This window comes from Alteromonas sp. AO-Serp (assembly GCF_017849675.1).
In the GTDB taxonomy this organism is placed as follows: Bacteria; Pseudomonadota; Gammaproteobacteria; order Enterobacterales; family Alteromonadaceae; genus Alteromonas; species Alteromonas macleodii.
Map to the genome: position 1 here is coordinate 21,764 of NZ_JAFLMX010000304.1, position 6,041 is coordinate 27,804.

Annotated in this window: 5 protein-coding genes; 4 read left to right on the plus strand and 1 reads right to left on the minus strand. The window is 45.1% G+C overall.

The genetic code is table 11. The annotated features are described in order from the left end of the window. Nucleotides 1-3: 3 nt before the first annotated feature. Nucleotides 4-1,503: a CoA-acylating methylmalonate-semialdehyde dehydrogenase gene (locus QVA83_RS19665; RefSeq protein ID WP_014977378.1), complete on the minus strand. Its 1,500-nt coding sequence runs from the start codon at nucleotides 1,501-1,503 to the stop codon at nucleotides 4-6. Nucleotides 1,504-1,601: 98 nt separating this feature from the next. Here QVA83_RS19665 and QVA83_RS19670 point away from each other — a divergent pair, with 98 nt between their 5' ends. The 4 genes from QVA83_RS19670 to QVA83_RS19685 all read left to right on the plus strand — a co-directional run. Next, a complete protein-coding gene (locus QVA83_RS19670; RefSeq protein ID WP_014977377.1) occupies nucleotides 1,602-2,486 on the plus strand; it encodes a LysR family transcriptional regulator in 885 nt (294 codons plus the stop codon). A 266-nt stretch (nucleotides 2,487-2,752) separates the two neighbouring features. Continuing rightward, nucleotides 2,753-4,069, plus strand: coding sequence for a methyl-accepting chemotaxis protein (locus QVA83_RS19675; protein ID WP_014950687.1), 1,317 nt, complete (start codon nucleotides 2,753-2,755; stop codon nucleotides 4,067-4,069). A gap of 180 nt (nucleotides 4,070-4,249) precedes the next feature. Then, nucleotides 4,250-5,509 (plus strand): sensor histidine kinase, encoded by a 1,260-nt coding sequence (locus QVA83_RS19680; protein ID WP_069944935.1) that lies wholly within the window; start codon nucleotides 4,250-4,252, stop codon nucleotides 5,507-5,509. Then, on the plus strand, nucleotides 5,506-6,041 hold a 536-nt coding region (locus tag QVA83_RS19685), incomplete at its 3' end, for a response regulator (RefSeq protein ID WP_287498840.1). The genes QVA83_RS19680 and QVA83_RS19685, both read left to right, overlap by 4 nt.

Sequence of the window (6,041 nt, forward strand, 5' to 3'; positions counted from 1 at the left end):
CACTTAGCCCATGGTTGGAATAACAAAGGCGTTGTCGTTCGTATCTGAGCCATCAGGCCAGCGCTGCGTAATGGTCTTAACCTTGGTCCAGAATTTCACCCCTTCCATACCGTGCTGGTTGGTATCACCAAATGCAGAGCGCTTCCAGCCCCCAAAGGTGTGGTAAGCAACTGGCACAGGAATAGGTACATTAATCCCTACCATGCCCACGTTTACACGTTGCGCAAATTCGCGCGCCGCATGGCCGTTACGGGTGTACATAGCAACGCCATTACCGTATTGGTGGTCACTTGCTAAGTTAACTGCTTCGTTGAAATCTTTCGCGCGTACCATTTGAAGCACTGGACCAAAAATCTCCTCTTGGTATGAGCGCATGTCTTTGGTCACGTGGTCGAAGAACGTTGGGCCGATGAAGTAGCCTTGACTGTCGTCTGGGATCTGACTGGTTCTGCCGTCGTAAACAAGCTCAGCACCTTCTTCTATGCAAAGGTCGATATAGCCTTCAACGCGCTCTTTGTGAGCAGCAGTAACCACAGGGCCATAATGAGCGTTAGGATCTTCACTATGACTTACCATAATGTCTTTAATCGCCGGAATAAGCTTGGCTTTCAGTTTCTCAGCAGTTTCATCGCCCACTGGGACGACAACCGGTAGCGCCATACAGCGTTCACCGGCACTGCCGTATGCAGCACCAACTAAGTCGGTTACCACCTGATCTAGATCTGCATCAGGCATTACAATGCCGTGGTTTTTCGCGCCGCCCATGGCTTGAACGCGCTTACCAGCACGAGCGCCACGTTCGTACACGTAGTTAGCGATGTCAGAAGAGCCTACAAAGCTCACTGCTTTAATAGTTTGATGATCTAAAATACCATCAACCACTTCTTTGTTACCGTGTACAACGTTAAGTACACCTGCAGGAAGGCCTGCTTCAATCATAAGCTTTGCCAGTTCAACAGGTACTGACGGATCGCGCTCTGATGGCTTTAAAATGAACGCGTTACCGCAGGCAATTGCCACACCGAACATCCACATTGGGATCATGGCCGGGAAGTTAAATGGCGTAATACCTGCCACTACACCAAGAGCTTGGCGCATGGAGTACACATCGATTCCTGGGCCTGCGCCTTCGGTATATTCACCTTTTTGCGCATGAGGGATACCACAGGCAAACTCGATAACTTCAAGGCCACGCTGAATATCACCTTGCGCATCAACCAACACTTTACCGTGCTCGCTTGATAATAGTGCCGCTAAGCGATCGCGGTTTGCTTCAACCAACTCTTTAAACTTGAACATAACACGAGCGCGTCGTTGAGGATTTGTTGCTGCCCACTCAACCTGTGCAGCTTGGGCTGTTTCAATTGCATAGGCCAAAGTTGAAGTGTTAGCCAAGCTTACTTCAGCCTGAACGTCACCTGTGTTGGGCGCAAATACCGACGCGGTATTTTCGCTGCTATCCTCAAAATCTTTACCTGCAATAAAGTGAACAATCTTTCTCATGACATAGCTCCTGTAATTTTTAACAATATTGAAACCTTGTGTTTGCAAAGGCAATACATATACTTGCAGTATAGTGCTGTAAAAATGCAGGTGTTTAAGTGAATTGGGACGACATGCGTTTGTTTCTTGGTTTGGCAAGAAATGGTCGTGTAGCTATTGCAGCTAAAGGCTTGAAGGTAGACCCTACGACATTAATTCGTCGTGTAAAAAAACTGGAGGACTCATTAAATTGCAAGTTGTTCGAGCTAACTAAAAAGGGGTATGTGCTTACCACCCATGGCAGTGAGCTAGTTACGTATATTGAAAAAGCAGAGCATTACTTTCTAGAGGCACAAAATGAATTAGGTGATGAACGCTCGCATTTGGCAGGTACGATCAGAGTGAGTGTTTCTGAAGGTTTCGGTAGCTGGTTTTTAGCGCCTTTACTACCCGATTTTAAAAAGCAGTATCCGGGGATCAGTATTGAGCTTGTGGCAACCAGCGGCTTTTTAAACCTGAACAAACGAGAAGCCGATATGGCTATCTTGTTAGAAAAGCCCAGTAAAGGCTTGCTGGTTACACAAAAATTAACTGACTATAACCTCTATCTTTATACCCACCAGTCCCTTATCAGCGACAACGAACCACGAACATTACAAGAGCTCACCGCCTTCAATTTAGTGAGTTACGTGCCCGATTTGGTTTACGCTCCTCAATTAAAGTTCATTGAAGAGACAGCTTTGTCACAATTAAGCGCGCTGCGCAGCACCAGTATTAATGCGCAGTATCAAATGCTTGTAAATGGCGCAGGGGTGGGCATTTTGCCTAAATTTATGGCTGAAACTCAGCCAGGCTTAGTTCGACTCATTGAAAACGAGATTCACATTAAGCGTACATTCTGGCTGGCCACACACAAAGAAACTCATTCTCAAGCACGCTTTCAGGTATTTACAAATTGGCTTACAGATAAAGTTACTCAATACCATTCAAAATTTCTCGACTAAAAAATTAGACGTTTATCTACTGTCTTTTGCAGGGTAAATATGTAAAAAATAGCGCAGCAGCGTCGAAAAACTCGCCACGCATTAATACAAGTGGCTGAATGTGGTCTAGGCTTTAATAAATTAGGCCGACAGGCCCTAGTTAAAAAGACATTGTCTAGCGAACCGTTTGCTAAACCTTGCGTAGATTAATCAAATTATCGTTAAGGCAAGGTTAGTTACTGCCGATAAACGGCATATTACTGTAATTCTCTGTCAGGGAAGGCCCTATGTTCAATAAACACTTAGTGAAAGAAAACGAAGCGCTTCGCGAGGAGCTACATATACTCAAGCAAGTGCGAGATGGCTTGCGCGAAGAAATGATCTTTCTGAATCTTAATGAGCGTGGTGAAATTGAAGCCGTCAACGAGATGTTCGAGAAAGAGCTAGGTTACTCACTCTCTCAAGTGAAAGGGCATCGCTTCTTTGAATTTGTTCCCGAGATTGCCAGAAACACGCCTCACTTTAAAAAGCTGAAAGATTCTATCGAGCAGCGTGTTCATTACTGGGGGGCGATTGAGTTTCTTCGTGAAAATGGTGAAGAAGCGTGGTTAAGGGGCGTAGTTGAACCTATTTTTGACGGAAAAGGGAATATTCACAAATTCTCAGTTAACCTCAACGACCTCACGCGCACTATAGCCAACTCGAAAGAACACGAAGATTTGGTGGCCGCACTACATAAGTCAAATGCAGCGATTGAATTCGATTTGAACGGCAATATTCAAGACGCAAACGAAGCTTTCCTAAAAACCGTTAAGTACAGCCTTAATGACATTAAAGGTCAGCATCATAGAATCTTCTGTGATACCGAGTATGCGAATTCCCGCGAATATAAAACGTTTTGGGAACGACTTGCTCAGGGTGAATTCGTCGCAGGTAGATTCGAACGCTTCGACGCTCACGGCAACACTATTTGGCTGGAAGCCACCTATAACCCGATTTGTGATTCTCACGGTCGTATGTATAAAGTAGTTAAGCTGGCTACTGATATTACTGAGCAGGTGGCACGAGAAAATGCCGTGTCCAGTGCTGCTGATATCGCCTACCGTTCTTCAAACACAACGGATCAAATCGCCACACGAGGAAAGGAAGTCATTAGCGAACTGCTTTCTGAAATGTCTTCGTTGTCGCAGCAAATGGATAGGGCAAAAGAGGGGATTAATGCGTTGGACGCTCAGTCTCAACAAATTGCCACTATTATCGGAAGTATCAGTGCTATTGCCGAACAAACCAACTTGCTTGCTCTAAATGCTGCGATTGAGGCGGCACGTGCTGGCGATCAGGGGCGAGGTTTCGCTGTAGTTGCTGACGAGGTGCGTCAGTTAGCATCGCGTACAACCGAAGCCACAGAAGAAATCATCAATGTGGTTAAACACAACCAGACATTGGCCACCGACGCAGTAAATTTGGTTAATGAAGGTGATGAAAAGGCGCAATCAGGGCTCAACTACGCCAGAGAGGCGGGTGAAGTTATCGAACAAATTCAAGACGGTGCAAAAGAAGTCGTTGATGCAGTAGGCCAATTCAGCAGTCGACTGGGAAGCTAGTAGCACAGAGAAACAGGCTTACCGATAAGTGTAGACTGTCTAAGTTCTTACCAAATAAAACATCGCTCAAAACAGAATTCATCCTACCTTGGTAGGATGAATTCGCCCCTATTGCAGGATGTGCTTTTTAACGCAGCCTGTATAGCATAACCCTGTAATAAAAGGCTTGCAGGGGCGGTTATGTCAGGTTTTACGAAAATATCTACAGCTATAGTGGCCGTATTCATTGGCTGCTTTTTGGTTTTTACCTGTCTGGTCTACTTCCACATACAAGATAACATTGAGGAAGAGATGACGGGCGCGCTTAATCAAGTGCGAGAAATGGTCAACCTCAATATCCCTGTTGCTGATATCGAAGCGATTGTAGAGCCTAGCCCTCACTTATCCGCCCATTATTTCACGGGGCGCCTTCAGGCAGAGCAGACCTCAGTGATGCCGACAACCGAACGTACTGCACTCACACCTGTTATCATCCCAATTCAGGAAAATCAGTATCTTATTGTTACGCCTTTTGATGCTACTGAACTCACCCAGAATCTCACTTTTTTTGCCTTGGTGGCGGGACTGTTTTTCGCAACCTTTGTCCTGTTGCTGTTTACGTTAAAAGTGGCGGTTAAGCAAAGGTTAGTGCCGCTAAATCAGCTCGCTGACGCGTTATCTGAGCTACGAGAAGGCAAGGAATCACAGCCCCTGCCACATTCAGATATCACCGAAATGAACAGGGTATTAGACCAATTTAAGCATCTGCAAAATGCACTTAAATCAAAAGAAAAGCAGCTCATAAAAATAGATAAGCAATTAGCGCTTCTTCAAGAGCAAGAGCGTAATTACCTTGCCAGAGAGCTTCACGATAATGTGGGGCAGTTGCTGACCACGATAAAAGCCCACGCTTATATTTTGGTTAACGCAAAAGAGAGATCTGTTGTTGAACTGTCGGCGCAGAAGGTTCAAGTGATGTCACATCAAATAAGCGATGCAATTAGAAAACTCACTGCTCACCTACACCCGCTTGTTTTAGATAGAGTCTCTCTTCAGTCGTCGCTTGAGCGACTGGTGTACGAACAAGAAGTAGCACAGCCCGATACGCAGTGGGACGTGTCTATTAATCTAAAGCGCTATCAAGAAGATAATGAGCGAGATATTCATCTTTACCGATTTGCTCAAGAAGCCATTAACAACGTGATTAAGCATGCGAAGGCCACCAAGGTTAGCATTCAAATTTATGGCGATACTCATCGTGTTTCTGTGATGGTTAAAGACAACGGTCGGGGATTAGGGAACCACATTGTAGAAAATATTGGCATGTCTTCAATGCGCAGCCGAGCACGTTGTATAGGAGCAAATTGCAGTGTGACGTCACCCGATGATGGCGGCGTTGCTGTATCGCTGTCCCTTACCCTTAAAAAAATGCCTCCTCTTATGGACGCTAACGTCGCATGAATATTCTAATTGTCGACGACCACGCTGTGGTGCGTGAAGGATACAAAGCTTTACTCAATGCGATGATGCCCGATTGCCGTATTTTTGATGCTGAAAACGGTGCACAAACCCATCGTTTATTAGCCAGTAGTGACATTGAGATCTTAATCCTAGACATAAACCTTTCAAATGAAAGTGGCCTTGTTTTAGCCAAGATTTTTTTGAAGCGACATCCAGATTTAAAAATTATCTTTTTCAGTATGTTCGAAGACAGCGTCATATTGCACCGCGCCATGCAGACCGGTGCTATGGGGTACATCAGTAAAAGTAGTTCGCCTGAAATATTGATCTCGGCAATTAAGGTCGTCGCAAAAGGGCAAAAGTATATTGAGCGAGGCCTGGCGGTAAATTTAGCCAATCAACTTCTCGATACCAATGTGGACATTGCTGCCAAATTAACCAAACGTGAATTCGAGATATTTATTGCTATAGCGATGAATAAATCCCGCTTTGATGTTGCTGACGAGTTGGGCCTATCGGCTAAGACTGTCTC

Bases quoted from the DNA above. Each gene is read 5' to 3' on its own strand.
- QVA83_RS19665 (WP_014977378.1), bottom strand. From the start codon at position 1,503: ATGAGAAAGATTGTTCACTTTATTGCAGGTAAAGATTTTGAGGATAGC.
- QVA83_RS19675 (WP_014950687.1), top strand. From the start codon at position 2,753: ATGTTCAATAAACACTTAGTGAAAGAAAACGAAGCGCTTCGCGAGGAG.
- QVA83_RS19680 (WP_069944935.1), top strand. From the start codon at position 4,250: ATGTCAGGTTTTACGAAAATATCTACAGCTATAGTGGCCGTATTCATT.